Origin of the sequence: Providencia sp. PROV048 (assembly GCF_033688165.1) — a bacterium.
Taxonomy (GTDB): domain Bacteria; phylum Pseudomonadota; class Gammaproteobacteria; order Enterobacterales; family Enterobacteriaceae; genus Providencia; species Providencia hangzhouensis.
This window is the reverse complement of sequence record NZ_CP096360.1, coordinates 2,484,426-2,510,911: the sequence shown is the minus strand read 5'-3', so window position 1 is coordinate 2,510,911 and position 26,486 is coordinate 2,484,426. Positions and strand designations below refer to the sequence as shown.

Below are 26,486 nucleotides of genomic sequence, written 5' to 3'. Positions count from 1 at the left end.
CATGCTATTCAATGTCGCTTCAGTCAGGCAGGATTTTCCTGCCTTATCACAGTCAGTCAATAATCATCCGCTGGTTTATTTAGATAGCGCCGCAAGTGCACAAAAGCCTTTGCAAGTTATTGAAAAAGAAAGTGAGTTTACGTTACATCAGTATGCCGCGGTTCACCGTGGTATACATACTCTCAGTGCAAATGCCACGACAATGATGGAGGAGGTTCGTCAAAAAGCCGCCGCTTTCATTCACGCAGCTTCAAATGAAGAAATCGTGTTTGTTAAAGGCACAACGGAAGGTATTAACCTTGTTGCAAATAGTTTTGGTCGAAAGTATTTCCATGAAGGGGACAATATTGTCATCACTGAAATGGAACATCATGCGAATATTGTACCTTGGTATATGTTAGCTGAAGAAATTGGTTTTGAAATCCGAGTTATCCCAATTTCTGATGATGGTAGGCTACAGTTAGAGGTATTAAATGATGTCATTGATTCACGTACGCGATTATTGAGCTTTACACATATCTCTAATGTATTGGGAACAGTTAATCCCGTACAGGAGATAATCAAGCAAGCACGAGCAATTGCTGCCTCAAAAGGCGGTGAAATCACGGTATTGGTTGATGGTGCGCAAGGTGCAATGCATCAGCAGGTTGATGTACAAGCCTTAGACTGTGATTTCTATGTGTTTTCAGGTCACAAGCTATATGGCCCGACGGGTATTGGTATCCTTTATGGTAAAAAAGCTATTTTGGATATGATGCCACCATGGGAAGGTGGTGGGGCGATGATCCGCCAAGTCAGCCTGACCAAAGGGATCACTTTTGCTGACGCACCTTGGCGCTTTGAAGCGGGAACACCGAATGTAAGCGCAATTATTGGTTTAGGGGCGGCATTTGATTATTTAAATGCACTAAATTTATCTGATGTATTTGCTCATGAAGCTGAAGTGATGGCTTATGCTTCTAAAAAATTGCAAGAAATACCTTCAGTTATATTATATGGCAATGACCAACGGGAAGGTGTTCTGGCTTTCAATTTAGGCAAGCACCATGCTTATGATGTTGGGTCTTTCCTTGACAGGTATGGCATTGCAATCCGTACTGGGCATCATTGTGCTTTACCATTAATGGAACATTATCACGTTCCTGCTATGTGCCGTGCTTCTGTGGGGATATACACCACGAAAGAAGAAATCGATTCTTTATACAATGCGTTACAGCGCATTAAAAAATTGTTAGGCTAAGCACATAAGAAATATATGGTAAAGGAACTGAGCATGCCCGCATTACCCGATGAAAATAAGTTATTACGTAATTTCTCCCGTTGTCAGGACTGGGAGGAACGCTATCTCTATATGATAGAGCTAGGGGGACGTTTACCTGGACTCTCAGAGGTACAAAGAAGCGATAATAATTTAATCGCAGGGTGCCAAAGCCAAGTGTGGATTGATATGCAAAAACAAGCAGACGGGACAATTACGTTTGCAGGTGATAGCGATGCTGCAATCGTTAAAGGGTTAGTTGCTATTGTGATTATCCTTTTTCAAGGCAAAACGGCGCAACAAATACTCGCACTCGATGTGAAGTCATTTTTTGAACAACTTGCATTGGAGCAACATTTAACACCTTCGCGAACTCAAGGTTTAAATGCGATGATCCGTACAATTTTATCGCGTGCGGCACAATTAGTATGATCCTACCGAGGGAGCGTTATGCTCCCTTACTTATATTTTACTTCTTGGTTATTATTTTTATTCGACCAGCCCATTAAAGTGATTGTATTTGGCTATCATAAAAAGACTACTACCTTATTAATACTTAATAAAAATATTTAATTAGTATTAAAGATATGAAGGATAGTTGCTATTATGAACAATAATCATTGAATTATTGTAAGAACACTATTTTCCTTGGAGTAGGTATGAAAAGAGTTTTGACGGTGGCAAGTTTATTTGTCATGAGCGCCTTATTGGCTCCAGCTCAAGCAAAAGAATATCCATTACCTGACAGTAACACTCGTCTTATCGGGGAAAATTACACGTATATCGTCCCCAATGATGGGCGACCATTGGAGGCCATTGCAAGTGAGCACCAAATCGGTCTACTCGGTATGCTTGAAGCAAACCCAGGAACAGACCCGTACCTTCCTGAAGCGGGTAAAGAACTCATCATTCCAGCACAAATGTTGTTACCATCAACACCAAGAACGGGAATTGTGATTAACCTGGCGGAGCTGCGTTTATATTATTACCCTGCGAACAGTGAGGAAGTGATTGTTTATCCTATCGGTATCGGCCAGTTAGGTCGCGACACACCTGAAATGGTGACTTCAGTAAGTCAGTCAATTAAAGATCCTACATGGACACCAACGGCGAATATCCGTAAAAATTACGCTAAAGAAGGTATAACTCTTCCAGCCGTCGTTCCAGCAGGGCCTGAAAATCCAATGGGCTTGTATGCATTACGCCTAGCGTATGGGCGTGGTGAATATCTGATACACGGCACTAATGCGGATTTTGGTATTGGTATGCGAGTGAGCTCCGGTTGTATTCGTTTACGTCCTGATGATATCGAAGCGTTATTCAAGACAGTACCAAAAGGAACTCGTGTCCAAGTTATTGATCAGCCTGTAAAATACTCCAAAGAAACTGATGGCAGTTATTACATTGAGGTGCATCAGCCATTATCTCGGACAAGTAATGATGACCCACAAACAATGCCAATCAAACTGACTGACGATTTCAAGCGTTTTCTGGAAAATGAAGGGGTTGATAAGGCTTTAGTAGAAAAAGAGCTAGCAAGGCGTTCTGGGATGCCTGTGCGTGTGAATAATGATCAGGGTAATAGTTCTTCAGACTCTGAAACGCAGCACGAAGGGTTAGTGCCTATTGAACCTTTTACTATTTCACAGCCACAGCCTATCTATGACCATAAAGTCAGCGCAGTGCTTCCTACTAAATATCGCTCTTCCTCTGTAGTTGAATAACTACTCCAAATAATAAGGGCCTATTTTCATAGGCCCTCATAAATACTATTAGCTTCAAAGAAGCGCCGTTTCAACTAGACAACGACCAAATCTAACTTATTTTTTGTAAGTACGAACTTGGTTGTCTAAACGTTGGTTAGCACGTGCTGCTTCTTCTTGAGCTGTCTGTACGTCAGAACGCAGAGACTGAACGTCGTTGCTCAGTTGATCAACTTTACCATTCAGAGTTTGTACGTCTGAAGAGAGTTTTTGCACTTCAGTGCTGTTAGAACAACCCGCTAGTAATGCTGAAGCTAATACGATAGAGCCCAGTACAATTTTAGTACGAATCATTATTTTACCCTCTAGATTGATTTATCTTGAAAATATAAAAAGCAAGTCACCAAACAATAGAGCTAAGACTGTTATTTACAGCTTGCTATATCCCTTTAAAACAACCTAATGAAAATTAGGGTATGGCACTTACTATGTCTTATGCTAGTACTAAATATAAAGTTTTGCTAGAAATACTTTATATTTAGTACTAGGAAAAAGAAGAAAAATTTAAATTAAGATCAATGAAGGTTGTTATTTGACCAATTTGAGTGCGTTTTATGATATTACGCTTAAATAGCAATAAGATATTTACTAGAGAAAATGAAATAAATGAATAGTTACATCAGGGCAGCACTATATGTTAAATTCAAATTAAAAGGCCTGACTCCGATTGAATATCGAAATCAGGCCTTACAAGCCGCTTAACTAAAAGTGTCCAACTTTATGGGTTCACTTCAAGTGATCTCTATCGGCCTTTTAAAAGACAAATAAAATTTAATTACAGCACGTGAACTGAAGAGGTATTGGTTGTACCGCTTTGTACTAACGCACCGGAAACCATCACAACAGCATCACCAGGAACCGCTAATCCACTTTCTAGAGCTGCGCGTTTACCTTCACGATAAAAGTCATCTGTAGATGTAAATCCACCAACTATCATTGGGATCACACCTTTTACTAACAATAACTGACGTGCAGTTTCTTCATTAGTCGTTAACGCGAGGATTGGTGCAGTAGGGAAATATTTACGAACAGACTTAGCAGACTTACCGCCGTAGGTTGCTACAACGATTAGTGGAACATCTAATTTTTCAGACATTTCCACTGCACCACGACATACAGCCTCAGTGACACGTAGGCGTTGGCTTGGTTTTTGATTATCGATACGAGTTTGCATGATGCGGTCAGTACGCTCACAGATAGTCGCCATAATAGTTACGGCTTCTACAGGGTATTTACCTTTCGCACTTTCACCTGAAAGCATAACTGCATCAGTACCATCCAAAATAGCATTGGCTACGTCACCCGCTTCTGCACGAGTAGGACGTGGGTTTTTGATCATTGAATCTAACATTTGTGTAGCAGTAATCACGACTTTACGCGCAGCAACACATTTTTCAATCATCATTTTTTGGGCGAAAATAACTTCTTCAACCGGGATTTCGACCCCTAAGTCACCGCGAGCAACCATGATGCCGTCAGAGGCTTCTAAAATCTCATCAAAATTATTCAAACCTTCTTGGTTTTCAATTTTAGAAATGATTTGGATGTTCTCACCACCATGTTTTTTCAGGTGAGCTCGAATTTCTTCGACATCTGAGCGTTTACGAATAAATGAAGCAGCAACAAAATCAACACCTTGTTGGCAACCAAAAACTAAATCTTCTTTATCTTTCTCTGCTAATGCAGGTAAGCCAATAGAAACGCCTGGCAGGTTAACCCCTTTTTTCTCTCCGAGGTCACCGTTATTTAAAACTTCACAAACGACTTCAGTTGCAGTGACATTAGTCACTTTCATGCCAATTAAGCCATCATCAACTAATACGGTATTGCCAACTTTTAAATCTGAAGTTAAGCCTGCATAGGTCACGGCAACTTTATCTTTATTGCCTACAACAGAGGTATCGGTAGTAAATGTAAAAGTTTGACCCGCAACGAGAGAAACATCGTTACCACCTTCCAATTTCATGGTGCGAATTTCAGGGCCTTTGGTATCTAGCAGAATAGCTGCTTGTTTGCCGGTTTTGGCACAAACAGAACGAAGGTTTTTGATTCGTTGACCATGTTCTTCATAGTCACCGTGAGAAAAGTTGAGGCGCATGACATTCATGCCAGCATCAATAAGTTGGGTCAGTTTTTCTTCTGATTCGGTTTTTGGACCGATAGTACAAACAATTTTGGTTTTTTTCATGGCAGTCTATCTAATGTTATAAAGGAAATCGGTATTGTCGCCGATGCTTAGTACATTTTATAAATCGTACGCATGGTAAATTTTGTTGCGCAACTCATTTATAAGAATAGGCGACAGTCTGGTGTTTAATGCATTTTTACACTTAAATTTGTCACATTTTGTTTCTTATTATAGTGTAGATGACAAATTCAATTAAAGCTAACGTATTGATTTACTACTGGTGAAACCTTTCAGCCAGTGTGAGTATTATAGACAACAAAAAACTGTGAGACAAATCAAATTTTACTAAATTGAAAGAAGAGACCATTCAGATCAAAAATTCATTTAAAATTAAGGAAGTTAATTTGTTGCGCAACAAATTAAGGGAATAATAATAGACAATCAAGAGAAATTTTAGGTAGCAGGGAGATAAATAAAATGGTGCGTCCGAGTAGACTCGAACTACCGACCCCCACCATGTCAAGGTGGTGCTCTAACCAACTGAGCTACGGACGCACTGGAAAATTTGATTGTGTTAATTTGAAATGGTGCGTCCGAGTAGACTCGAACTACCGACCCCCACCATGTCAAGGTGGTGCTCTAACCAACTGAGCTACGGACGCGCTGAAAATTAACATTGTGTTCACTAGAAATGGTGCGTCCGAGTAGACTCGAACTACCGACCCCCACCATGTCAAGGTGGTGCTCTAACCAACTGAGCTACGGACGCATCTAAAAGATATCTAGGTGACAACGGGGATGAATATTAACGTTATGAAGTTCATCTGGCAAGGGGAAAATGTATTTTCGCGATAGTTTGTTCGTATTTAAAACTATCTGGCGCGAAATACATCTTCTCCCATAATAAAAAGCTTAAAAAACCGTCAATTAGCGAGCTGAGCGAAGTAAAACAACATCTTCTGTCTGCTTATGGATCCATATAATTCGTGTAGCCATTCCTATTGCAGCAGCACTTAAACCAATAATGAAGCCAATCCAGAAGCCTTTAGGCCCCATAGCCGGTGCGATGAAATCAGTTAACGCTAAAATATAACCAGAAGGCAAGCCAAGTAACCAATATGCGGTGAAGGTAATAAAGAAAATGGAACGCGTATCTTTATAACCACGTAAAATTCCGGCACCTATAACTTGCACAGAATCTGACAGCTGATAAATAGCTGCGTATAACATTAAGCTGCTTGCTAAAACAACGACCTCTGGGTTTTTATTATACATCATTGCAATCGGCTCACGGAAAACGGCGGTGAGAACTGCAGTAAAACAAGCGACCATTAAGCCAACAGTAATACCAGTATAAGATGAAACTTTAGCAGCTTCAGTCGATTTCTGTCCTAAGTTATAACCTACGCGAATGGTTGCTGCTATTCCTAATGATAATGGGAACATAAACATCACAGAACTGAAATTCAACGCAACTTGGTGACCAGCTACTGCAACAACCCCTAATGGGGCGACTAGCAGTGCAACGACAGCAAATAAAGTGACTTCAAAGAAAAGTGCCAGACCAATAGGCGTACCTAACACGATAATTCGCTTTAAGATTAATGGATTTGGCGATGTGAAAGAGAGTGTAGGGCGAATATCACGCTGCGCAGTAGCACGTTTCACATACCATCTCATCATCAGACACATAGCCCAATACACTGATGCAGTGGCGACACCACAACCCACACCACCTAAAGCAGGTGCACCAAAGTGACCATAAATAAAGATATAGTTAATAGGAATATTAATCATTAGGCCAAGAAAACCAATCACCATCCCCGGCTTGGTTTTTGAAAGCCCTTCACATTGGCTACGATATACTTGGTAAAATAAGTAGCCTGGAGCTCCCCACATAATGGCATGTAAAAAACGGACAGATTTATCTGCCAATTCTTTATCAATATGGGGCATATTGCTAATAATAAGCTGACTGTTATAAAGAAGGCACATAATGCCTAAGGCTAAAAGTAGCGCTAACCATAGACCTTGTTGAATTTGGTCGCCTATTAGGTTGCGACGGCCTGACGATTGGGGTTAATGCCATCAAAATTCCTTGGCCAAAAAGAATAGCTGGCAGCCAGATGGAAAACCCAACTGCAACTGCGGACATCTCAATTTCACTAACACTTCCAGCCATAACCGTATCCACAAACCCCATTGCAGTTTGTGAAAATTGAGCTAAAACGATAGGAATACCAAGTGCCAACAAGCTACGCGCTTCTGTAAAATATTTCTGCACGCATACACCTTTGTAATAAAAGCAAGTAAGAGAAAAAACTAGAAAAATAAATGAGTTACTAAAAACACATCGATTGCTAAAAACCGCTTATTCTATCCCGTTTCTAAATGGATTCCAATAATGATATGGTAACAAACTATAAAAGAGCATTTTAGAACCTAATATATTGCTACATACTAGGTTTATTATCGTTTTGTTTATCACTCAAATAGGATAGATCTCTAACAATTCTGATGTAAACTGAGCCTATTAATCCACTACACTGAGAATCATTATGTTTACAGGCATTGTTCAAGCGACTGCTCCTATTGTTGAAATTACAGAAAAGGCCAACTTTCGAACTCATGTAATGAAATTTACCCCAGAATTACTTATAGGTTTAGAAACAGGGGCTTCCGTTGCACATAATGGTTGTTGTTTGACGGTAACAAAGATTGATGGTGAAAGAGTTAGTTTTGATCTAATTAAAGAAACCCTGAGATTAACTAACTTGGGGGAATTACAAGAAGGTGATGTTGTTAATATCGAACGGGCTGCAAAATATGGCGACGAAATCGGTGGCCATGTTGTTTCAGGTCATATTATGACAACAGCTGAAATTAGTAAGATCTTCACATCTGAAGATAACCACCAGATTTGGTTATCAATTCGTGATAAATCTTTGATGAAATATATTTTGCATAAAGGCTTTGTCGCGATTGACGGTATAAGTTTAACGGTCGGAGATGTAATCAACAATCGGTTCTGCGTACATCTCATCCCTGAAACATTAGAGAGAACAACATTAGGTAAAAAACGGTTGGGTGATAAAATAAATATTGAGATAGACCCTCAAACTCAGGCTATTGTTGATACCGTTGAGCGTGTTTTAAATCAAAAAGAACAAGAAAAATTACTACAGCAAGCAGAAGAGATGGCGGACATAGCGAAAACAGAGTAAACAGACGTAAAAGGTGATAACCGCGTTATTTACTTTAAAGAAAAATAGCAGAAGAAACAGCCAAGTAGGCTATAGCTATAATGATTTATGCTATAGCCTAAATAAAATATGGTTAGTCTTTGTTTATTGAATGTCTGTCATGAAGTTCTATTAAATAATGAAAATTAACATTATCAAAAAATATGACTAGTTCAAGTTTTCAATATTAATAGATCATTTTTCACTGAAGTTGACAGAGAAGCTGGCGTTATCACGTTCAATTGCTTCAACTAATCGCCTGAAATGCGGACTATTTTTATGCATCTCTAATGCTTGAGTGTCTTCCCATTCCTCAAAAACAATATAACCATTTTCTTTAGCCATAAGATCATATTGAATGCATCCTTTCTCTCGGCGGCTTAGTTTTGCTAAGTCGCGAACGATTTCTTTCGTTAAATACCCATCTGTCCTTTCTGTTGTAATTTGGGCATACACAACAATACTCATTCCGTTCTCCTTATGTATTAAGAACTATCTTAATGGGTACTTAGTTTTTGTATTGTAAAAAAGCGAATAACTCGATTTTAAAAATGCCGACGGCGTCATAGTAAAGTATCTTTTAAAATCACGGTAAAAGTGGGATTGATCATAATACCCTGTTTCAAACCAACGGTAGGTGTCTTGTTCTACTACCATACTTTTTAAAACATGTTCTAAGCGGCAATTGATCTGGTACCTTTTTGGTGTAATGCCGTATTCTTTCAAAAACTCTTTTTGAATGACTCGGACGTGTAATCCTGTCTCTCCAGCAATTTCTGTGATTTTTTTGGTTGGATTTCGATACAGTAATTCTAAAACTTCATCAATTAAGTGAGGCTTTTTCTTAGCTTTAGTCCTATTAAAGCAATCTAACAACTCTTTAAATGAAGAATTAGCTAAAGCTTCAAACCAGCGGTCTTTCCATATCTCATTTAGTGCGATTGGGGTGTCAGTATAGTTTAATGTTCTTTGAGGCAGTAGAAAACGTAAGGCATCATGACGAATACGTAATACCATGACTTTTGAATGATTAGGGCTAGCAGTAAATGTATTAACCCTAGGAATAATCAGCTGGTAAGGGTCTGTTATTGAATCGTTATCAGTTGTCATGCGAAATGCATCTGATGAAACCCAGATTTCAGCACCTGTTCCAGGGAAAATTTTAATTGCTTCTGTAAACTCTTTGATTATCAAAATAGAACTAACAAAGGATTTTAATTCATCTGGTGGATAGTACTGTTTTAACATCATTCTTGAGCACTCATTATTTAATGTCGCAATGATAACGTTTTTTAACAAGAAAATTAACCATGAAATATCTATATCTTAGTAGATGACAAAATTAAAACTTTAATTTTTAGTGAAATCCGCTTTGAATTAAGAAAATTGATGAGAAAGGTAAGGTTTTACCAGCCAAGAATAATCGGCTATTGGTTATATAGCAAAATACTGAACATATATTACCGTATGGTCACTAGTGCTATACACTGAAGGAAATTTTTATGAATTTGCTAAAATAAAAATCATGCCGATAAGATTCGGCATGATTGAGTCGGTAAGCTATACTTTATGAATTCGTTTGGCAATCAACCTGATTAATAGTTTGGTTATTTTTGCTTGCACAGCGTTGCATAAAATAGCCAATGGCCATTGGAATGATCGTTACTGCCATCACCCCAGTTGTTGCTAACAATGGGTCGAAAGTAAGAGCAGAAACAAGTAGGCTGGCTAAAAAACATAAACCTAGTTGTAAGGCATTTTGTAATGCGGCAGCTTTACCACTTGCGCTAGGAAATGCATTTAGTGCTTTGGATACTGCAATTGGGTAAGAGGCTCCGTTCATAGCTGCCATAAAGCAGAATGGGATCAAGATCATAGTTAATGATGGTGTGGTATAAATAGCCATGATGAATAAAATAGACATGCTTACCGCATAACCAACAAGTAACAATGGAAATATTGTTTCTGCTCGGACTTTTGCTAATAAAATACGGCAGCCATACCCACCAACAATAAAGGCTAAAGTTTGTGGAATATAACTCAAACCGATATCCGCAGGGTTGAAACCCATATTACGTAAGATAAAAGGCGAGCCGGTTAGCCAAGCGAAAAAACCCGCACTGCATGAAGCGTAAACGAGCACATTACCGCTGAAAACTGGCGAACTGAGTAAGTTTGAGAAAGAAATCTTAGCTTGTGGTTGGCTGTCGTCAATTATTGTTTTAACTGAAACATTTTTCAAAAAGAGTGTTGGCAATAAAAGTAATATACCCACAGCCATTAGGATCAGGAAAATTGCTTCCCATGTTTGGTGTTCTAGTACCCATGCTCCTAATAATGGTGCTAAAGCAGGGGATAGCGCAACTAACGGCATAATAGAAGCAAAAACTTTTTGGGTATTTGCTTCATCATAGCGGTCGATAACAAGAGCTTGCCATAAAACTGCAGCGGAGCAGACACCAACAGCCTGTAAAAATCGTAGTGTTAATAACTGTGTTGCGGTTTCCACCCAATAAATAGCTAAGCTACTGATAATGAAAATAGTTAAGCCCACAATGAGCACAGGCTTACGGCCAAGTTTGTCTGACAATGGCCCCCATAACAATTGAGCGAAGGCAAAACCGGCTAAAAATATACTGAGAGAAGCACTGATAGCGCCTTCTGATGTATGCAGGGTGTCTTGCATAGCACCGAATGCAGGTAAATACATATCAATAGCTAAAAACCCCAGCATGCTAAGTCCTGCAAGGTAAACCATAAATCCAGGGGAATTTTTTTTCACAGTATTCGACATAATTATTACTTATCTGATATTTAAAAAAATGTTAATGGTGATGCCATTGTATAGGCTATTTTTTTAGGTTGTGAAACGGTAATATTTGGATCTTGCTATCAAAATTTTTGAAAGGAGAGGTTATGTGGTCTGCGCATGCACTCGAAGTGATTGATGCTGTTGCCCGAACTGGGAGCTTTAGTGGTGCTGCTGAAGAGTTACACCGTGTACCTTCTGCAATCAGTTATACCGTCAAGCAAGTTGAAGAATGGCTTGCGGTTCCCCTATTTGCGCGTCGACATCGCGATGTTGTTCTTACAGAGGCTGGAACGATATTTATTAAGGAAAGTCGTTCTGTTATCAAAAAAATGACAGATACAAGGCATCAATGCCAGCAGGTTGCTAATGGTTGGCGGGGGCAATTTAGTATTGCTGTTGATTGCATTGTAAAACCACAGAGAGCAGAGCAATTGATACTGGATTTTTATCGTCACTTTCCAGATATTGAACTTTTCATTCATCCTGAGGTATTTAATGGTGTTTGGGATGCACTTGCTGATGGGCGTGTAGATGTTGCGATTGGTGCGACTCGAGCATCTCCAATTGGTGAAAGGTATAGTTTCCGTGATATGGGTTTTATGTCGTGGATGTGTGTTGCAAGCCCAGAGCACCCATTAGCCAGAATAGGTGAAAAACTGACCGATGATCAAATGAGAGAGTACCCTAGTTTGTGCCTTGAAGATACTTCACGTAACCTACCCAAACGTGATACTTGGGCTCTTGATAATCAACGTCGTCTTGTCGTACCTTCTTGGGAAAATGGTCTAGCTTGTTTGGTTAACGGGTTGTGTGTCGGAATGGTGCCAGAGCATCGTGCGGCTTCGTTTTGCGAAAAAGGCTTATTAGTTGAACTAGCATTAGCACAGCCATTTCCACCCAGTCCTTGTTGTCTAACTTGGGTGGAAAATAATACATCACCAGCGTTGAATTGGTTATTGGATTACCTTGGCGATAACGAAACGCTCAATGCCGAGTGGCTTTCAAACTAATTATGCGTATTATCGACGATAATCGATAAATGGGCCGTCAGCAACGGAACGGCGTTCTACAAGGCGAGGGTGGACTTCAATTGTTTGAGCATCTTCGCGCTTATTTACAATACGATCGAGCAGCATTGTGAAAGCCATTTGGCCTAAACGCTCTTTTGGTTGGTGAATTGTGGTCAATGCCGGGGTAAAATAGCGCGCATTTCGCACGTTATCATAGCCAATGATTGAAATGTCTTGTGGGACACGCAATCCCATCTCATCAGCGGCGCAAATTGCCCCCATTGCCATAATATCACCGCCACAGAAAACGGCAGTAGGGCGTTGCTTATGGCTTAAAATTTGCATCATTGCCTTATAGCCAGATTCTGGCTCGAAGTCCCCTTGAACAATCCATTCATCTTTTATGGTGATTTTGGCCTCTTCCATCGCCTTTTTAAAGCCAGTTAATCGACCAATACCCGTATTTCTTTCAAGAGAGCCAGGGATGGCTCCGATGTCACGATGCCCTCTATCAATCAAATAACGTCCTGCAAGATAGCCACCGTGGAATGAGTTATCAATAATACTATCGGTAAAATCGCCACGGGAAGTTCCCCAGTCCATCACTACCATTGGGATATTGCGGTAATCTTCCAGCATACTGATTAAGGGGGCAGGATATTCGGAGCACATTACAAGTAAACCATCAACACGCTTTTGTGCCAGCATCTGCAAATACGCTTTTTGTTTTCCCAAATTATTATGAGAATTACAAAGGATTAGCGTATAACCTTTTTCATAACAGCTATTTTCAACTGATTCAATTACCTCTGCGAAGTAAGGAGCTTCACATGAGGTTGCCAACAAACCAATCGACTTTGTGTTGTTAACTTTGAGACTACGGGCAACCGCACTTGGCGAATAATTGAGCTCTTTAATTGCAGCCCAAACCGCAGCTTTAGTGTCATCAGCTACAAAGCGCGTTTTATTAATAACATGGGATACGGTTGTGGTAGATACGCCAGCGCGTTTCGCCACATCTTTAATCGTTGCCATGGGGGAAAAAAACTCCTGACCAATAACCGGTCTCTATAAGAATTCTTGTTAAAAAATTACCTGCATATTGATGCATTGATCCTTTGCTGGCAATAATTTAGCGATTTGTTGTCGATTTTGTCTGATCTAGCGCAAAAACGAAAGAAATAATTGATGTTATAACATGTGATATAGACACTAGTTTTACTTTTTTAGATATGTATACTGAATAACATTGATTTTTGTACGGTTATTTGGTTGTTTAACTACGTTTGGATGAGAGGAACTCATGGATACAGATGTTAAATATGGTTTGCTTGCTGCGTTGGGCTCATTAGCATTGATTATATTTCTTGCTGCACATATTTTCTGATTTTATTTCAGCCTCGAATAGGGTGAATTTAATAAGGGCGAGAATATCTCGCCCTTATTGTATCTATACCTAGCAATAAGCAGAAATTGTTATGCTAAATTTTCTTCCACAAATTTCCAGTTAACTAGCGCCCAGAAATTTTCTAAATATTTAGGGCGAGCGTTACGGTAATCGATATAATAAGCATGTTCCCAAATATCGACAGTTAACACAGGCTTATCATCACCAGAAATAGGTGTTGCAGCATTGGATGTATTTACAATAGCAAGGTTACCATCTGCTTTTTTCACTAACCAAGTCCAGCCCGCACCGAAGTTTTTGGTTGCTGCATCAGTAAATTGAGCTTTAAATTCAGCAAAAGAACCGAATGCCTTATTGATAGCTTCAGCGACTTTACCTGTTGGCTCGCCACCAGCGTTTGGTGCTAAGCAATTCCAATAGAAAGTGTGATTCCAAACTTGTGCCGCGTTGTTAAAAACGCCTGCTTCAGAAGTTTTAATGATTTCTTCTAAAGATTTTCCTTCAAAGTTAGTGCCTTTGATGAGGTTGTTCAAGTTAACAACGTAAGTGTTGTGGTGCTTACCATAGTGATATTCTAAGGTTTCAGCAGAGATATAAGGTTCTAAAGCATCTTTTGCATACGGTAAAGCGGGTAGTTCAAATGACATTGCGTACTCCTTGATTGCTTTTATATCAATATACTTAGGGTGTTTGCTCTTAAAATGAGCGAAATAATATGTGACAGCTTATCATTACAGTTTCGCCTATTGGCGATATGATACTTAATACATTAATGATAACACGATAAACCATACAAAGATAAAGGTAATAGTGTTACTAAGATGTTAACAAATAAATAGAGATATTACACATAAAAATCATATAGATATTGTAATCGAAAAATCTAAAGATATTAAGTTTCGGTTTTTATCTAGAAATAGCTACTTGTTTGACTTAAGTAGAGAGAAGATAGAAAAGGTGCCTTTTTGTTTTTTGGAATGCTATAGTAATGCCCCTATAAAACTGGCATATTGTATGAAACAATTCAGTTTCCTATTATATCAGTCAATGTATTCTGTTAAGTTGCGGTAGACTCTCAGTTACCGGCTGACTGCAAAACCTGCATCTTTGTTTTAAGGAAGTTAAAAATGACAACTATTGAAAGAATTGAGCGCCAAATTAAAGAAAACCCAATTTTATTATATATGAAAGGCTCTCCTAAACTTCCGAGCTGTGGTTTTTCTGCTCAAGCAGTACAAGCTCTGTCTTCTTGTGGTGAGCGTTTTGCATATGTCGATATCTTACAAAACCCAGATATCCGTGCTGAATTGCCAAAATACGCAAATTGGCCAACGTTTCCTCAACTATGGGTTGACGGTGAGCTGGTCGGTGGCTGTGATATCATCATGGAAATGTTCCAGCGTGGTGAGCTCCAATCTCTAATTAAAGAAACTGCTGATAAGTATCGTCCAGCAGATGAAGCTAGCACAGACTAAATTAAGCCATAAATAAATAAAAACGTAAAAACCGTATTTGATGAAAGCACTTATTACTTTTTATCAAACACGGTTTTTTTATGTAATAGCGATTAATTAAAAAATTATTGGGGTTCTTCAATAATTGGCCAACCACCCAGCTTTTTCCATTTATTAACGATCTCACAAAATAGCAGAGCCGTTCGATTGGTGTCATACAGTGCGCCATGAGCTTGTTTACCATCAAATGGAATACCTGCGGAAACACAAGCTTTTGCTAGAATTGTTTGACCGAATACTAAGCCGCTCAGTGCCGCAGTATCGAAGGTTGCAAATGGATGGAAAGGATTACGTTTTAAACCTGCTCGTTCGGCTGCATTCATCACAAAACTGTGATCAAAATTTGCATTATGAGCGACAATAATTGCACGATTGCAATCTGTATTTTTCATTCCTTTGCGAATGACTTTGAATATCGCATGAAGAGCCTCATATTCACTAACAGCACCGCGTAGAGGGTTTGTTGGATCAATCCCTGTGAAGGCAAGAGCAGATGGCTCAAGATTAGCACCTTCAAAAGGTTCTACATGAAAATGTAATGTTTCATCCATGGAGAGCCAGCCGTCTTTATCCATTTTTAAGGTGATGGCAGCAATCTCTAACAGGCCGTCAGTTTTAGCATTGAACCCGCCTGTTTCAACATCAATAACGACAGGATAGTATCCCCTGAAACGGTTCACTAGGGCATTTGGATTGTTTTTTTCAGACATTAGGACTTTCAATTTTAGTTTTCTGGTTAGGTAACATTATGCCAAAACCAGTAAAAATTTGCAGGTAAACAGTGATAAAAGTTTAGGCGCTAGATTTGGCACCTAAACTTTAAACTATATAGTACTTTTAAATTATATAGTTAATTAATGGCCTAACCCTTTACTTGCGCTTTTGTTTTCGATCAACTCAATCTTATAGCCATCAGGGTCTTCAACAAAAGCAATCACTGTTGTTCCACCTTTAACAGGGCCGGCTTCACGTGTTACGTTACCTCCTGCACTACGTATATCATCGCATGTTTTTGCAACATCATCGACGCCCAAGGCGATATGACCATATGCGTTACCCATATCGTATTGGTCAACCCCCCAGTTATAGGTCAACTCGATTACAGCGCCTTCACTTTCATCGCTGTAGCCAACAAATGCGAGAGAATATTTATACTCTGTATTTTCACTAGTTCTTAATAAACGCATGCCTAACACTTTCGTGTAAAAATCAATAGAACGCTGCATATCAGTAACACGTAACATAGTATGGAGTAAGCGCATTTTTAAACCTCTTAGAATCAGCCTGAATCGATTTACTTATTAATATAACGTGCTTAAATTAATAAATACAATGATTACAGTTTGTTTTTTGAACAAATAATGGTAATACTCATTTTCAGGAGTATATCATACATTTATCAGTGATTTTTTCTTTTGAAGGGGAAACTTATGGCGGAACAACTTGAATTTTTTGAGATCCCCAGCCCTTGCCGTGGTATTTGCCAAAGTAATGAACAAGGCTATTGTCGAGGTTGCTATCGCACTCGTGATGAGCGTTTTAATTGGCTAAAATTCTCTGATACTGAAAAACGAAATGTACTTCGTTTATGTCGTCAACGTTATTTAAGAATATTAAATAAAAAAACAGAACAAGAAAAAATCATAGATACACAACAACAACTCTTTTAGTTCACAGTTTTAAATATAATCATAAAAATAAATCAAATGTTTTATTTCTAATGTAAACTAATTCAGGTTGAATTGTTAGCAAAATATTTATTTCTTGGTTTATATTTCAATAAAATTTTATTTATTCAAAATAGGTATAGGTTGAATCAAAATGACTGTAATTAACATGATTTTAAGATTAACTATATTTATTTGTTTTTTAAAGAGTTATTTGGCGTTACTTTTTTTATTGTTATTCATGGCTACTATAAGAGCTAAAATAGATAGATCAAAAAGGAGAGTGCGGCTATTCTTATTAATAAGATAATTGATAGGTTATCTGATTAATCCTAGATTGAGATAATGGATGAATCAGTGATGTATTAATTAGAGATATATCGCATAATAAAACAGCTACTATAACTAGGAATAGGTATTTAATAGCTAATGTATAAATAAAAAGCTGTAAATATAAAAGGAAATTAATATATAATTCAAAAAATAATATGAGGACGGTATATTTTTTAGACATTATAATTATATAAAGGAGGGTAAATTGGAATCACAAATTGGGACAGAGTTATCACGTGTTGTTCGCATGTGGAGAGCATTAATCGACTATCGTTTGAAGCCTCTTAAGCTTACACAGACACATTGGGTTACATTGCATAATATAAGTCAACTACCACCTGAGCAATCTCAAATACAGTTAGCGAAAGCGATTGGTATTGAACAGCCTTCATTAGTAAGGACTCTAGATCAATTAGAGGAAAAAAAATTGATTTCTAGACATACTTGTACAAATGATAGGAGAGCTAAAAGAATAAAATTAACGGAAGAGTCTGAACCCTTTATTAAAACGGTAGACCAAGTCATAAATAATACGCGTATAGAAATACTGAACAACATTAGTAAAGATGAGCTTTACCAACTATCACAGTTACTTATGAAACTTGAAAAAAATATCTTGAGGCTACAAAATGACTCTTGATGTAAAAAATATGCCTAGCTAATGAATGACATATTAATTATTAAATTTGTATTTAAAATAATTTAGTATATGATTTTTTAATGAAATAGTAATTACACGTGGTTATAATTTTCATTAAATCATTATTATTATGAAATATAGTTAAGACTATTAATTATTTTTTCGCTGTGATACCTTCATTTTTAATTGTTAGCTAGCTAATTTATCGGTAGATACTAATAAATACTTTATTAAAGGAGATAGGCTAAAATAAATTTATTGATTTGAATGCAAGGCATTTATATGTAAACAAGAAATTGTGTCATTCAAAAGCCATGCACAATAAATAAAAAACATGATTATCTACCATAAAGTAACGATATCATTCAGCAATACTATTTGTAAGTAATGCTCACCGGCCATGGCCGGTGAGCATGCCTAATTTAGTACTGTATGATTACCGAGGAGACACAGTAACAGTATTTCCGCTATTCGCAATCATAACACGTTGGCCATTACGGAAGGTGCTTGGGTCTTGTTTTTGAACAACAACAATGTTTTTACCGCTATCGAGGCGGATTTCTAATTGAACACCTTGGCTTCTATTTAATGCGCCTTGAGCTTCCTGACCAGCTAAACCACCTGCAATAGCACCTGCGGCAGTTGCTAATGTGTTACCTGTACCACCACCGATGGTGTTACCTAATAACCCACCAAGAACAGCACCACCAATTGCACCAATCACGTTACCGTCTTCACCAGCTTGAATAGTCACAGGGCGAGCATTCAGAACAGTACCATAAGTCACAGTCTGTACCTGTTTCGCATCCTTGGCTGAAATAGTATCACCAGAAAGCGTACTGGTATTGACACAGCCTGATAAAGCTGCAACTGCTACAACACCTACAAAAACTTTCTTAAGCATAAGAACTCCTATGAGATTTGCTGTCTGTGGCACTAACATAGCATCGTATATTTGTTTTCACCATAAACACAACAAGTATCAAAATAATGATATTAAAAAGCGATGGTTAGATTACCGATTTTGATTTAAATAGAGTGTAAACACTAGGTAAAATATCTCAAATTCGAGATGATTTCATTCAATAAGGCACTCTTTGTTAAATATTCATATAGGGTAGTCAGCTTATGAGCATCATTTCGCACCAGTTGCTAAAAGAATAGTCGTTAAAACTTTAGCTGAAATACTAAACAGTATTGCTAAGCTGATAAATGTATTATGTATCATTATATTGAAAATGAAAGTTTCAGATATTACAAAACGTCTTTTTAGTTGGGTTGTCTAGCAATTTTTAGTTTTAGAGCATTTATTTATTATTCCTGCGAAGCGCTCCGAGAAATCGCATCGAATTGTTGACAAAATTTGTCATCAAAGCACAATCTTTTGTAGCTGAGCGTTGTAAAGTTAATGTGCACTCTGAAGGAACAAGAATAATGATGAAATCAGGTCGTTACATAGGGGTTATGTCAGGAACTAGCCTAGATGGTGTTGATGTCGTTCTTGCCGCAATTAGTGACAAATTTGTCGCAGAGCAATCCAGTTTGAGTGTTGCATTTCCCATTGAATTAAAAAAAAGAATTTTAGATATATGCCAAGGGCAAACAACAACGCTATCAGAGGTTGGTAAAATTGATCGAGAGTTAGGCTCTTTATATGCAGATGCGGTAAACCAACTTCTTATTCAAACTGGTTTAACATCTGAAGATATCATTGCTATCGGTTGCCATGGGCAAACTGTTTGGCATGAGCCCGATGGCGAACAGCCTTTTACTATGCAGTTAGGTGACAACAACCGTATTGCCGCTTTAACAGGGATCGCGACGGTAGGTGATTTTCGCCGAAGAGATATGGCTTATGGGGGACAGGGAGCACCTTTAGTTCCTGCATTTCACTTAGCTGTTTTAGGTCACCCTACAGAAAAACGAATTGTACTAAATATTGGTGGAATAGCTAATGTCACAGCTTTATTACCTGGTGCCTATGTTAAGGGTTATGACACAGGGCCGGGAAATATGTTAATGGATACGTGGAGCTGGCGTATAAAGCAACAGGCATATGATAAAGACGGTGAATGGGCAAGTCGAGGTCAAGTTGATCATGCATTACTAAAAGCGATGCTAAGTGACCCATACTTTAGACGTTCATCACCGAAAAGTACGGGGCGTGAGTATTTCAACACACAATGGTTAGAGCAGCATTTAGTTCATTTTCCATCAATTTCAGCTGACGATGTTCAAGCCACTCTGTGCGAATTAACCGCAGCTTCTATCGCAGAACAAGTATTACTGTGTGGCGGTTGTGAGCGCTTAATAGTATGTGGTGGAGGGGCAAAGAATACTTTTCTAATGCAACGGATGGCAGCCTTGCTTCCGGGAATTGAAGTGGCACCAAGTGATAAATTTGGTTTAAGTGGTGATGACATGGAAGCCTTGGCTTTTGCATGGCTAGCTGCTAGAACGGTATCTGGTCTTCCTGGAAATTTAGCCTCTGTTACTGGGGCAAGTAAAGAGACTGTGCTTGGGGCAATATACCCTAAAAATACCGATAAAAAATAACTGTGGTAAAGGACATAAAAATGAACGAGCTAGGTGAAATAGATCTTGCATCGGTACGTCGTGAATACACAAAAGGTGGGTTAAGACGTAATGACTTAACGCCAAACCCACTGACGCTTTTCGAACTCTGGATGAAGCAGGCGTGTGAAGCTCGCTTGAGTGACCCAACAGCAATGTGTGTTGCTACTGTGGATGAAACCGGGCAACCCTACCAGCGTATTGTACTTTTAAAACATTTTGATGATAAAGGCCTTGTATTTTATACCAATTTAGGTAGCCGAAAAGCACAGCATTTAGAAAAAAATAATAAAATTAGCCTGCATTTCCCATGGTACCCATTAGAGCGCCAAGTCAATTTCACTGGGGTTGCTGAGCGTTTAAACCCTATTGAAGTTGTAAAATATTTTCATAGTAGGCCGAAAGATAGCCAAATTGCAGCATGGGCATCAGCACAGTCTTCTAAAATTTCAGCGCGTGGTATTTTAGAAGGGAAATTTTTAGAACTAAAACAAAAATTTAAGAACGGTGACGTCCCATTGCCTAGTTTTTGGGGGGGATATCGAGTGGTATTTAATAGTGTTGAATTTTGGCAAGGCGGTGCACACCGTTTGCACGACCGTTTTTTATACCAGCGAGAAGGTGATGGCTGGAAAATTGATAGATTAGCCCCTTAGGATCATGTTTTTTAGCTGGCGCTTAATTGATATGCGCTTTATGCTATAGCCTCATTTAAGTAAATTGACAAATTACACTGGTGAGTTTTTGATAAGCCTCTCAAACTTACTGGTCATTCAAACCAAAATAGATAGACAAAATACAACTGATGGAGTCATTGATGTCTAGCAATAACCTGATTAAACAATTGCAAGAGCGGGGCCTCGTTGCCCAGGTAACGGATGAGGATGCGTTAGCAGAGAGACTGGCGCAGGGCCCTATCTCTCTCTATTGTGGCTTCGATCCTACCGCTGATAGCTTGCATTTGGGACATCTGGTTCCTTTGCTGTGTTTAAAACGATTCCAACTAGCCGGGCACAAGCCTGTGGCGTTGGTCGGTGGTGCAACGGGCCTTATTGGCGACCCGAGCTTTAAAGCTACTGAGCGTAAATTAAACACCACAGAAACCGTTCAAGAGTGGGTAGAAAAAATCCGTAACCAAGTTTCACCGTTTTTAAGCTTTGATTGTGGTGATAACAGTGCACGCCTTGCTAATAATTATGATTGGTTTGGCAAAATGGATGTGCTGACTTTCTTGCGCGATATTGGTAAACATTTTTCGGTTAACCAAATGATTAACCGTGAGTCTGTTAAGCAACGTTTAAATCGTGATGACGTTGGTATCTCTTTTACTGAGTTTGCTTATAACCTTTTACAAGGTTATGACTTCGCAAATATGAACAAAGAGATGGGTGTAGAGCTGCAAATTGGTGGCTCTGACCAATGGGGTAACATTACTTCCGGTATCGATTTAACACGTCGCTTACACCAAAACCAAGTATTTGGTATGACGGTTCCTCTGATTACTAAAGCAGATGGCACTAAATTTGGTAAAACTGAAGGTGGTGCAGTTTGGTTAGACTCCAAGAAAACCAGCCAGTATAAATTCTATCAGTTCTGGATCAACACTGCAGATGCGGATGTTTATCGCTTCTTAAAATTCTTCACATTCATGGAACTAGATGAAATCAATGCGCTAGAAGAAGAAGATAAAAACAGTGGAAAGGCACCTCGAGCTCAATATGTATTAGCGGAGTTAGTCACTAAACTGGTACATGGCGAAGAAGGGTTAGCAGCAGCGAAACGTATTACAGAAAGCTTATTCTCTGGTGCAGTATCTGATTTAACTGAAGCTGATTTTGAGCAATTGGCTCAAGATGGCATGCCTTGTATCACTTTGGAAGCAGGTGCGGATTTACAGCAAGCTTTAGTTGATTCAGAGTTAGTGCCTTCTCGTGGGCAAGCAAGAACGGCAATTAGTTCTAACGCGGTATCAATTAATGGCCAAAAACAAACAGAGCCAATGTATGTGTTCTCTGACGCAGATCGCCTGTTTGGTCGTTATACCTTGATCCGTCGTGGTAAGAAAAACGACTGTTTAATTAATTGGAAATAGCTCTGACTAACCTTTGTAATATCAGCCCGGAATTTTCCGGGCTATACTCGTCATACTTCAAGTTGCATGAGTGTTAATTGTGTTATGCTCTTCGAATTATATATCGATGTATATAATTCGAGCTATTTTCTCAAGCCGCTTACATGTAATTAGAATTATTTGGAGTATATCCATATTAGCAACGGATAATCACTGATTTCTCTTCATTCGACATAACAATTCTTTGGGTTTTCAATGAAAAGCGTATTATCAATTCAATCCCATGTTGTTTTCGGCCATGCAGGAAACAGTGCTGCCGCATTTCCTATGTGCCGAATGGGCGTAGATGTGTGGCCACTCAATACCGTACAGTTTTCGAATCATACACAGTATTCACAATGGACCGGAAGTGTTTTTCCCGCACAACACTTAACCGACATCATTGATGGTTTAGCTAAAATCCATAAATTAGAAATTTGTGATGCTGTATTAAGCGGTTATATCGGTTCAGCTGAGCAAGGAAATGATATTCTTGATATCGTGGAAAGGGTCAAAGTAGCTAATCCGCAAGCCCTCTATTTTTGTGATCCAGTAATGGGGCATCCGGAGAAAGGCTGTATTGTTGCTCCGGGAGTTGCTGAATTCCTTTGTGAGCGTGCATTGGCCGCGAGTGATGTTATCGCACCAAATTTACTAGAATTAGAAACATTAACGGGTAGAACAATTAAAAATGTTGAAGAAGCTACCCAAGCTGCACGTGAATTGTGTCACAAAGGCCCTAAAATCGTTCTTGTTAAACATTTAAGCCGAGCAGGGTATCGCGCAGATCGTTTTGAAATGATCCTTGTAACAGCAGAACACAGTTGGCATGTTAGCCGTCCTCTTGTTGACTTTGGTGAAAAACAACCTGTAGGTGTTGGTGACTTGACCAGTGGTTTAATGTTGGTTAACTTATTGAAAGGTGAGCCTTTAGATAAGGGGTTAGAGCACGTTGCTGCTGCAGTATATGAAGTGATGATAAAAACCAAAGAGATGGGGGAGTACGAATTACAACTCGTCGCTACTCAAGACAAAATGGTTAACCCAGAACATAACTTCTGTGCAACACAATTAGATTAAGCTGCTTTTCAGCTGATAAAATTTTAGTTGATAACATAAAGCGGGAAAAACTATGTTTTTTCCCGCTTTATCAACAACCTTACAGCGCACTACTGAAAGCGTGCTATTTTACAGATTAGATTAGTCCTTCCGCTTTTAATGCATCTTGAACATTAGGGCGTTTAGCTATTTTAGCACTGTAATCTTGCAGGTGGGTCAGGCTAGTCAAATCGAGCCCAACGTGTTTTGCCCAATTACTCACAGTGAATAAATAGGCATCTGCGACACTAAAAGTATCTCCAGCAAAGAAAGCCTGTTTAGCGAGCACGTTATCAACATACGCAAACTTATTAAACAATACATTACGGACAGTATCTTTATACTCTTCTGGTGTTCCTGGAGTGAATAAAGGTGAGAAATTTTTATGTAGTTCTGTCGAAATAAAGTTTAAAGCTTCTAATTGGTGATAACGTTTCATAGAACCAGGAAGTGCGATTAGGTTACGATCCGGTTTTTGGTCCGCAATATATTGGGCAATTACAGCACCTTCTGTGAGTTGTTCGCCATTATCTAACACTAAAGTGGGTACTTGTCCTTTTGGGTTTATTGCTAAAAAGTCTTCACCTTTCTCGGTTTTTTTCTCTTTTATATTTACTCGTTCAATACTGAAATCTAAACCTGTTTCACGCAGAATGATGTGAGGAGAAAGTGAGCAAGCACCGGGAGCGTAATATAATTTCATCATAAAACTCCTAAATTGTTGAGTTGGCATTCATATAGCAAATAAACACATATTGCTTAAGTATATCATTACTTTCTATTAACGAATTGCCATCAGGTGCGAGTTAAACAATAAAACCCATAATTGGATGGAAAGTGTCGTCAATATTAATAGGTAGTGTAAATCTAGTGATTAAAGCTATAAATAATAAAAATGCATAAATTTAAGATAGTTACCTTATGTAGAGTAATTCGATTTTGCTAAACTCCTCGCCTAATCTTCGGAAAGAAAACAAACCGAATAATAAAAGAATAGGTGAGTGAATAGATGACCAGCTTGTGTCAGAAATTGAATTTTTTAGGAAAGTTAGACCAAATTTTAATGGCTCACCAGCCGAATAATAGCCATGGAATTAAACGCTTTCTATTAGAGTTTTGGTTTTTCGGTTTAATTAATGCTCGTTCTTGTTTATTCGCTGGTTTTTTCTTTTTGGCACTATTCTTAGTCCCAGCTAAAGGATTAATAGGTATTCCTCGCTATGACCTGTTACTAATTTTTGCCGTTGCTTTTCAAGCTTTGTTAGTGTGGTCAAAGTTAGAAACTTGGGATGAATTAAAGGCTATTTGTGTTTTCCATTTAGTCGGTTTTATGATGGAGCTATTTAAAACTTCAGCAACGATAGGTTCTTGGCAATATCCCGATGAGGCCTATACGAAGCTTTGGGGAGTTCCTCTATTTACTGGTTTTATGTATGCCGCCGTAGGGAGCTATATCATTCAATCTTGGCGATTTTTTAAAGTCAGAATTGAACACTATCCACCTTATTGGATGGCGACACTGGTCGCACTGGCTATTTATATTAATTTTTTTAGCCACCATTATATTGATGACTATCGTTGGTATTTAGCGACGTTTATTATGGGGTTGTATGCGCGCAGTATGGTTTTTTACACTCCGCTAGATAAAGAGCGAAAAATGCCATTATTACTTGCATTTATGCTAATTGGTTTTTTTATTTGGCTAGCTGAGAATTTTGGGACATTTTTTGGTGTTTGGCAGTATCCAAACCAAATTGGTGCTTGGTCAATGGTACATGCAGGTAAGTGGGGAGCATGGTCACTGTTGGTGATTGTCACATTTACGATAGTCGTTCACCTTAAACATATTAAAGCCAATGTGACGATAGCACGTTAATATTGGGGGCAGTTTTCGCGAATGTAAATATCAAAACGGGTAAAGCCATCGATAGGTATTTGTATTTTGTCGCGTTTAAAATGATCACTTAGGATATCCATTACGCGGCGAACTTCCAGTTGAGGGTTTTGATCTAAAATAGCATCGATGACGCCTTCACGTAACATTTGTATGCGTCTATCTGATAACTCATGAGTGATCAATGTCACTACATTATGTAATCCCATAATTTGTAATGCACTGGCAATTTGTGAATTTCCAGATGTGACATTATAAATCCCTCGAATAGAGGGTTCTTTTCGTAGCACATCGCGTACCATTTCACCCGCCTTAATACTGTTTTCTTCGCTTTCTAAGCAGCGAGTTACGGAGCATTGAGGGAAACGTTCACGTAATACGTTGCGAAAACCAATCTCTCGTTCGCCTTGGCCAATAAACTCATTTAGGCCTAACACAATCACAACGTCACCCCCTTGTGAACCCATGAAGCGCCCCATTAACTCCCCTGCGGTGCGTCCCATTTGGCGGTTATCAGGACCAATATAGGCTATTCGTCCACAATTTGGTATATCTGTTGCTAGCGTTAAAATAGGGATCAAATTGGCAATTTTACGTAAGACATGAACAAGCGCGTCATATTGTGGACTAATAACCACGAGCGCATCATAAGACTTGGGAATTTGCATCACCTGTTCAACGGTTTTAGCCGTATCGTTGACATCTAAATAATGCAAGAAAAAATGTATTCGCCTTTCAGGTAGCTGAGTGCTGGCATCGGTAAAAGCATCGCGTAAACCTTTATAAAAAGGGTTTTTAGGCGATTGCATTAGCACCGCAACACGTAAAATCGGCATGTAGCTACGAAACAACGTTCGGTCAATATTGAGTCGATGTGCCCATTCTAATACTTTTGCTTGTTTTTTGGGATTAACGCCACCGCGTTGGTTTAATACACGGTCAACAGTACTTAAACTTACACCAGCTGCCTCCGCGACCTGTTGTAAAGTTGTTTTCCTACTCATCTATCTCTCCTGTTGATGTGAAAGCTTCAAA

At 38.7% G+C, this 26,486-nt stretch carries 25 protein-coding genes, 3 tRNA genes and 1 pseudogene; 13 read left to right on the top strand and 16 right to left on the bottom strand.

Features of this window, described 5'->3' with window-relative positions:
• The first annotated feature begins 1 nt into the window (after window position 1).
• From sufS to M1F26_RS11055, 3 genes are all read left to right on the top strand, one after another.
• Window positions 2-1,240, top strand: coding sequence for a cysteine desulfurase SufS (sufS, locus tag M1F26_RS11065; RefSeq protein ID WP_140170567.1), 1,239 nt, complete (start codon window positions 2-4; stop codon window positions 1,238-1,240).
• 33 nt (window positions 1,241-1,273) lie between these two features.
• Complete coding sequence (gene sufE, locus M1F26_RS11060) at window positions 1,274-1,690, top strand: cysteine desulfuration protein SufE (RefSeq protein WP_140170566.1); 417 nt, start codon at window positions 1,274-1,276, stop codon at window positions 1,688-1,690.
• Between the two features lie 227 nt (window positions 1,691-1,917).
• Window positions 1,918-2,982, top strand: a complete 1,065-nt coding sequence (locus M1F26_RS11055; protein ID WP_004263785.1) for a L,D-transpeptidase family protein — start codon at window positions 1,918-1,920, stop codon at window positions 2,980-2,982.
• 96 nt (window positions 2,983-3,078) lie between these two features.
• On the opposite strand, the gene M1F26_RS11050 is transcribed toward M1F26_RS11055, so the two are convergent.
• From M1F26_RS11050 to M1F26_RS11025, 6 genes and pseudogenes are all read right to left on the bottom strand, one after another.
• Window positions 3,079-3,315 (bottom strand): major outer membrane lipoprotein, encoded by a 237-nt coding sequence (locus M1F26_RS11050; RefSeq protein WP_004263789.1) that lies wholly within the window; start codon window positions 3,313-3,315, stop codon window positions 3,079-3,081.
• A gap of 481 nt (window positions 3,316-3,796) precedes the next feature.
• Window positions 3,797-5,209: a pyruvate kinase PykF gene (pykF, locus tag M1F26_RS11045; RefSeq protein ID WP_140170565.1), complete on the bottom strand. Its 1,413-nt coding sequence runs from the start codon at window positions 5,207-5,209 to the stop codon at window positions 3,797-3,799.
• Window positions 5,210-5,627: 418 nt separating this feature from the next.
• Window positions 5,628-5,704 (bottom strand) — tRNA-Val (locus M1F26_RS11040).
• Window positions 5,705-5,734: 30 nt separating this feature from the next.
• Window positions 5,735-5,811 (bottom strand) — tRNA-Val (locus M1F26_RS11035).
• A 30-nt stretch (window positions 5,812-5,841) separates the two neighbouring features.
• A tRNA-Val gene (locus M1F26_RS11030) sits at window positions 5,842-5,918 on the bottom strand.
• A gap of 158 nt (window positions 5,919-6,076) precedes the next feature.
• A pseudogene (locus tag M1F26_RS11025) lies at window positions 6,077-7,433 on the bottom strand (MATE family efflux transporter).
• A 274-nt stretch (window positions 7,434-7,707) separates the two neighbouring features.
• Between M1F26_RS11025 and M1F26_RS11020 the strand changes: the two are divergent.
• Window positions 7,708-8,373, top strand: coding sequence for a riboflavin synthase subunit alpha (locus tag M1F26_RS11020; protein WP_140170564.1), 666 nt, complete (start codon window positions 7,708-7,710; stop codon window positions 8,371-8,373).
• Between the two features lie 213 nt (window positions 8,374-8,586).
• On the opposite strand, the gene M1F26_RS11015 is transcribed toward M1F26_RS11020, so the two are convergent.
• From M1F26_RS11015 to punC, 3 genes are all read right to left on the bottom strand, one after another.
• Window positions 8,587-8,859, bottom strand: coding sequence for a putative quinol monooxygenase (locus tag M1F26_RS11015; protein WP_004263806.1), 273 nt, complete (start codon window positions 8,857-8,859; stop codon window positions 8,587-8,589).
• A gap of 24 nt (window positions 8,860-8,883) precedes the next feature.
• Window positions 8,884-9,642 (bottom strand): helix-turn-helix transcriptional regulator, encoded by a 759-nt coding sequence (locus M1F26_RS11010; protein WP_227528775.1) that lies wholly within the window; start codon window positions 9,640-9,642, stop codon window positions 8,884-8,886.
• A gap of 316 nt (window positions 9,643-9,958) precedes the next feature.
• A complete protein-coding gene (gene punC, locus M1F26_RS11005; protein ID WP_140170563.1) occupies window positions 9,959-11,185 on the bottom strand; it encodes a purine nucleoside transporter PunC in 1,227 nt (408 codons plus the stop codon).
• Window positions 11,186-11,307: 122 nt separating this feature from the next.
• On the opposite strand from punC, the gene punR reads away from it, so the two are divergent.
• Window positions 11,308-12,213, top strand: coding sequence for a DNA-binding transcriptional activator PunR (punR, locus tag M1F26_RS11000; protein ID WP_140170562.1), 906 nt, complete (start codon window positions 11,308-11,310; stop codon window positions 12,211-12,213).
• A 9-nt stretch (window positions 12,214-12,222) separates the two neighbouring features.
• On the opposite strand, the gene purR is transcribed toward punR, so the two are convergent.
• Together purR and sodB are read right to left on the bottom strand one after the other, a co-directional pair.
• The gene (gene purR, locus M1F26_RS10995) at window positions 12,223-13,248 is read right to left on the bottom strand and encodes an HTH-type transcriptional repressor PurR (protein WP_110591620.1); all 1,026 of its coding nucleotides are present in this window, start codon (window positions 13,246-13,248) and stop codon (window positions 12,223-12,225) included.
• Between the two features lie 441 nt (window positions 13,249-13,689).
• Window positions 13,690-14,268, bottom strand: a complete 579-nt coding sequence (gene sodB, locus M1F26_RS10990; RefSeq protein ID WP_004263823.1) for a superoxide dismutase [Fe] — start codon at window positions 14,266-14,268, stop codon at window positions 13,690-13,692.
• A gap of 480 nt (window positions 14,269-14,748) precedes the next feature.
• Here sodB and M1F26_RS10985 point away from each other — a divergent pair, with 480 nt between their 5' ends.
• The gene (locus M1F26_RS10985; protein WP_004263827.1) at window positions 14,749-15,096 is read left to right on the top strand and encodes a Grx4 family monothiol glutaredoxin; all 348 of its coding nucleotides are present in this window, start codon (window positions 14,749-14,751) and stop codon (window positions 15,094-15,096) included.
• A 104-nt stretch (window positions 15,097-15,200) separates the two neighbouring features.
• Here M1F26_RS10985 and rnt read toward each other — a convergent pair whose 3' ends face one another.
• Together rnt and gloA are read right to left on the bottom strand one after the other, a co-directional pair.
• Window positions 15,201-15,845, bottom strand: a complete 645-nt coding sequence (gene rnt / locus M1F26_RS10980; protein ID WP_096863975.1) for a ribonuclease T — start codon at window positions 15,843-15,845, stop codon at window positions 15,201-15,203.
• A 144-nt stretch (window positions 15,846-15,989) separates the two neighbouring features.
• Entirely contained in the window at window positions 15,990-16,397 is a 408-nt protein-coding gene (gene gloA / locus M1F26_RS10975) for a lactoylglutathione lyase (protein WP_036958666.1), read from the bottom strand.
• 168 nt (window positions 16,398-16,565) lie between these two features.
• Between gloA and M1F26_RS10970 the strand changes: the two genes are divergently transcribed.
• Entirely contained in the window at window positions 16,566-16,805 is a 240-nt protein-coding gene (locus M1F26_RS10970) for a DUF1289 domain-containing protein (protein ID WP_004263835.1), read from the top strand.
• A 535-nt stretch (window positions 16,806-17,340) separates the two neighbouring features.
• On the top strand, window positions 17,341-17,775 hold the full coding sequence (gene slyA, locus M1F26_RS10965) for a transcriptional regulator SlyA (protein ID WP_094961765.1): 435 nt from the start codon (window positions 17,341-17,343) through the stop codon (window positions 17,773-17,775).
• Between the two features lie 436 nt (window positions 17,776-18,211).
• On the opposite strand, the gene M1F26_RS10960 is transcribed toward slyA, so the two are convergent.
• The gene (locus M1F26_RS10960) at window positions 18,212-18,679 is read right to left on the bottom strand and encodes a glycine zipper 2TM domain-containing protein (protein ID WP_036958672.1); all 468 of its coding nucleotides are present in this window, start codon (window positions 18,677-18,679) and stop codon (window positions 18,212-18,214) included.
• 530 nt (window positions 18,680-19,209) lie between these two features.
• Here M1F26_RS10960 and anmK point away from each other — a divergent pair.
• From anmK to pdxY, 4 genes are all read left to right on the top strand, one after another.
• Complete coding sequence (anmK, locus tag M1F26_RS10955; protein WP_172412250.1) at window positions 19,210-20,331, top strand: anhydro-N-acetylmuramic acid kinase; 1,122 nt, start codon at window positions 19,210-19,212, stop codon at window positions 20,329-20,331.
• 20 nt (window positions 20,332-20,351) lie between these two features.
• The gene (gene pdxH, locus M1F26_RS10950) at window positions 20,352-21,005 is read left to right on the top strand and encodes a pyridoxamine 5'-phosphate oxidase (protein ID WP_036958675.1); all 654 of its coding nucleotides are present in this window, start codon (window positions 20,352-20,354) and stop codon (window positions 21,003-21,005) included.
• A gap of 161 nt (window positions 21,006-21,166) precedes the next feature.
• A complete protein-coding gene (gene tyrS / locus M1F26_RS10945; RefSeq protein ID WP_094961766.1) occupies window positions 21,167-22,441 on the top strand; it encodes a tyrosine--tRNA ligase in 1,275 nt (424 codons plus the stop codon).
• Between the two features lie 234 nt (window positions 22,442-22,675).
• Window positions 22,676-23,539, top strand: coding sequence for a pyridoxal kinase PdxY (gene pdxY, locus M1F26_RS10940; protein ID WP_140170560.1), 864 nt, complete (start codon window positions 22,676-22,678; stop codon window positions 23,537-23,539).
• A 115-nt stretch (window positions 23,540-23,654) separates the two neighbouring features.
• On the opposite strand, the gene gstA is transcribed toward pdxY, so the two are convergent.
• On the bottom strand, window positions 23,655-24,260 hold the full coding sequence (gstA, locus tag M1F26_RS10935) for a glutathione transferase GstA (protein ID WP_140170896.1): 606 nt from the start codon (window positions 24,258-24,260) through the stop codon (window positions 23,655-23,657).
• 306 nt (window positions 24,261-24,566) lie between these two features.
• Here gstA and M1F26_RS10930 point away from each other — a divergent pair, with 306 nt between their 5' ends.
• Window positions 24,567-25,433, top strand: a complete 867-nt coding sequence (locus M1F26_RS10930; RefSeq protein ID WP_094961768.1) for a DUF817 domain-containing protein — start codon at window positions 24,567-24,569, stop codon at window positions 25,431-25,433.
• On the opposite strand, the gene M1F26_RS10925 is transcribed toward M1F26_RS10930, so the two are convergent.
• A complete protein-coding gene (locus tag M1F26_RS10925) occupies window positions 25,430-26,455 on the bottom strand; it encodes a LacI family DNA-binding transcriptional regulator (RefSeq protein ID WP_140170559.1) in 1,026 nt (341 codons plus the stop codon). The genes M1F26_RS10930 and M1F26_RS10925 overlap by 4 nt on opposite strands.
• Between the last annotated feature and the right edge of the window lie 31 nt (window positions 26,456-26,486).

Bases quoted from the DNA above. Each gene is read 5' to 3' on its own strand.
- sufS (WP_140170567.1), top strand. From the start codon at position 2: ATGCTATTCAATGTCGCTTCAGTCAGGCAGGATTTTCCTGCCTTATCA.
- sufE (WP_140170566.1), top strand. From the start codon at position 1,274: ATGCCCGCATTACCCGATGAAAATAAGTTATTACGTAATTTCTCCCGT.
- M1F26_RS11055 (WP_004263785.1), top strand. From the start codon at position 1,918: ATGAAAAGAGTTTTGACGGTGGCAAGTTTATTTGTCATGAGCGCCTTA.
- M1F26_RS11050 (WP_004263789.1), bottom strand. From the start codon at position 3,315: ATGATTCGTACTAAAATTGTACTGGGCTCTATCGTATTAGCTTCAGCA.
- pykF (WP_140170565.1), bottom strand. From the start codon at position 5,209: ATGAAAAAAACCAAAATTGTTTGTACTATCGGTCCAAAAACCGAATCA.
- M1F26_RS11020 (WP_140170564.1), top strand. From the start codon at position 7,708: ATGTTTACAGGCATTGTTCAAGCGACTGCTCCTATTGTTGAAATTACA.
- M1F26_RS11015 (WP_004263806.1), bottom strand. From the start codon at position 8,859: ATGAGTATTGTTGTGTATGCCCAAATTACAACAGAAAGGACAGATGGG.
- M1F26_RS11010 (WP_227528775.1), bottom strand. From the start codon at position 9,642: ATGATGTTAAAACAGTACTATCCACCAGATGAATTAAAATCCTTTGTT.
- punC (WP_140170563.1), bottom strand. From the start codon at position 11,185: ATGTCGAATACTGTGAAAAAAAATTCCCCTGGATTTATGGTTTACCTT.
- punR (WP_140170562.1), top strand. From the start codon at position 11,308: ATGTGGTCTGCGCATGCACTCGAAGTGATTGATGCTGTTGCCCGAACT.
- purR (WP_110591620.1), bottom strand. From the start codon at position 13,248: ATGGCAACGATTAAAGATGTGGCGAAACGCGCTGGCGTATCTACCACA.
- sodB (WP_004263823.1), bottom strand. From the start codon at position 14,268: ATGTCATTTGAACTACCCGCTTTACCGTATGCAAAAGATGCTTTAGAA.
- M1F26_RS10985 (WP_004263827.1), top strand. From the start codon at position 14,749: ATGACAACTATTGAAAGAATTGAGCGCCAAATTAAAGAAAACCCAATT.
- rnt (WP_096863975.1), bottom strand. From the start codon at position 15,845: ATGTCTGAAAAAAACAATCCAAATGCCCTAGTGAACCGTTTCAGGGGA.
- gloA (WP_036958666.1), bottom strand. From the start codon at position 16,397: ATGCGCTTACTCCATACTATGTTACGTGTTACTGATATGCAGCGTTCT.
- M1F26_RS10970 (WP_004263835.1), top strand. From the start codon at position 16,566: ATGGCGGAACAACTTGAATTTTTTGAGATCCCCAGCCCTTGCCGTGGT.
- M1F26_RS10960 (WP_036958672.1), bottom strand. From the start codon at position 18,679: ATGCTTAAGAAAGTTTTTGTAGGTGTTGTAGCAGTTGCAGCTTTATCA.
- anmK (WP_172412250.1), top strand. From the start codon at position 19,210: ATGATGAAATCAGGTCGTTACATAGGGGTTATGTCAGGAACTAGCCTA.
- pdxH (WP_036958675.1), top strand. From the start codon at position 20,352: ATGAACGAGCTAGGTGAAATAGATCTTGCATCGGTACGTCGTGAATAC.
- tyrS (WP_094961766.1), top strand. From the start codon at position 21,167: ATGTCTAGCAATAACCTGATTAAACAATTGCAAGAGCGGGGCCTCGTT.
- pdxY (WP_140170560.1), top strand. From the start codon at position 22,676: ATGAAAAGCGTATTATCAATTCAATCCCATGTTGTTTTCGGCCATGCA.
- gstA (WP_140170896.1), bottom strand. From the start codon at position 24,260: ATGAAATTATATTACGCTCCCGGTGCTTGCTCACTTTCTCCTCACATC.
- M1F26_RS10930 (WP_094961768.1), top strand. From the start codon at position 24,567: ATGACCAGCTTGTGTCAGAAATTGAATTTTTTAGGAAAGTTAGACCAA.
- M1F26_RS10925 (WP_140170559.1), bottom strand. From the start codon at position 26,455: ATGAGTAGGAAAACAACTTTACAACAGGTCGCGGAGGCAGCTGGTGTA.